Below are 1,931 nucleotides of genomic sequence, written 5' to 3'. Positions count from 1 at the left end.
GATTTTCCACTGGATTTGACCATAACGACCAGATTTGTTTTGAGACCGATAGCACTCATGGCCATGATAATGAGAAATTTGGAGAGTTGTTTGAGAGGGGTAAAGAAACTACTAGACACACCTAGAGAGGTGAGTAGTGTAGTGAGGAGAGAGGCAAGGATAAAGTAAAGGATAAAAAGTGGGAAGACTTTTTTCAGTTGTAGGCTTTGCTTGTTTTCTTGTTGGCGACTTTGCCAGTAGGATAGAAAGAGCGTGATAGGGATAATGGCCAAAGTACGTGTGAGTTTAACAATGGTTGCAGACTCGAGGGTATTGCTTTGGTAAAGACTGTCCCAAGCGCTGGCGGCAGCCGTTACAGAGGAAGTGTCGTTGACCGCAGTCCCTGCAAAGAGGGCGAAGCCTTCATTGGATAGATGAAGCCAGGTGCCGAGGGTTGGAAAGATGAGCGCAGCCAAGACATTGAAGAAAAAGATAACGGAAATGGATTGGGCTACTTCCTTTTCCTTAGCATCAATAACGGGCGCTGTCGCAGCAATGGCAGAACCACCACAGATTGAAGAACCTACTCCAACCAAGGTAGCCAGTTTTGTATCCAGGGCAAAGAAGCGCTGGAAGAAGTAGGCAATAATCAGAGCTATTGAAATGGTGGATAGGATGACAGGGAGCGAAGATTGCCCAACTGCGAAGACTTGCGAGATATTGAGACCAAAACCAAGCAAGACAACGGCATACTGGAGCAATTTTTTAGAACTAAAGGTCAATCCAGCATCCAGTTGTTTATAAGACGAGAGAAAGGGATGTAGGAGCATTCCTATGAAAATGGCAAAAACGGGCGCGCCAATGACAGGGAAGAATCCTCCTAAGTACCAAGATAGGATAGAAATGAGAAGGCAGGCCAAGATACCTGCTCCATTTTTTGATAGAAATGACATAAAAACCTCCAAATAAAATCTTTTACCATTATAGGCATAAAAACAGGAAAAGTCAAATAGAAAGTGGAGCTAACAATTATTTGACAAGTGGAGCTAATTATGTAATAATAATCTTACAAGAACTGTAACGAAATCTTGGCAAAAACAAAAATACCAGAGCTCCACCTCTGGTATTTCTTTTTGTCCAGTTATATTAAAACTAAACTCAGGTTATATTTTTTGTCGCGCTTATCTAACCACTTTCTGACTATCCACTCAGAAATGACATTACCGGTAATAGTAATCAGTAATGGTGCTAGAATAGTTGTAACGAAGATTATCAAAACCTCAATACTCGTCGAAAATCTCATGATACGTTGTCATCTTTGGCTTACCTAACTTTAGTTATGCTTTCACCTCGATTCCTAGTCTCATGAGATTTTCATTGAGTATTCTAAAAACATAGTATTGCAATGAATTTAAATTAACATACTTCAATTTGTCATGCTAGCGTTATTCTATCATGTATTTTTTGCGGTCGGGGGGCTTTTGTAGTATAATAGAGATACGTTTTGAAAGTAGGAGGTATCTATGGACTTAACTAAGCGCTTTAATAAACAGTTAGATAAGATTCAAGTTTCGTTGATTCGTCAGTTTGACCAGGCTATTTCGGAGATTCCTGGGGTCTTGCGTTTGACTTTGGGGGAACCTGATTTTACAACGCCAGATCATGTCAAGGAAGCGGCCAAGCGAGCGATTGACCAGAACCAATCCTACTATACAGGGATGAGTGGTTTGCTGACTCTACGTCAGGCGGCTAGTGACTTTGTTAAGGAAAAGTACCAACTGGACTATGCTCCTGAGAATGAAATCTTGGTTACAATTGGGGCGACAGAGGCTTTATCTGCTACTTTGACGGCTATTTTGGAAGAGGGAGACAAGGTACTCTTGCCAGCTCCTGCTTATCCGGGTTATGAACCGATTGTCAATCTAGTTGGGGCAGAGGTTGTAGAGATTGAC

The 1,931-nt window shown here is 41.6% G+C and carries 2 protein-coding genes; one reads left to right on the top strand and one right to left on the bottom strand.

Annotated features, from left to right (window positions below; translation table 11 throughout):
* Nucleotides 1-932, bottom strand: a 932-nt coding sequence (locus SMIDD26_RS09670; protein WP_061439977.1) for a YeiH family protein, incomplete at its 3' end; no start/stop codon positions are given.
* 570 nt (nt 933-1,502) lie between these two features.
* Here SMIDD26_RS09670 and SMIDD26_RS09665 point away from each other — a divergent pair.
* The coding region (locus tag SMIDD26_RS09665; protein ID WP_134990289.1) for an aminotransferase class I/II-fold pyridoxal phosphate-dependent enzyme at nt 1,503-1,931 on the top strand (429 nt) is incomplete at its 3' end.

Source organism: Streptococcus mitis (assembly GCF_001579035.1).
Classification (GTDB): Bacteria; Bacillota; Bacilli; order Lactobacillales; family Streptococcaceae; genus Streptococcus; species Streptococcus mitis_J.
The sequence above is the reverse complement of the archived record's forward strand: the minus strand, read 5'-3'. Positions and strand labels throughout refer to the sequence as shown.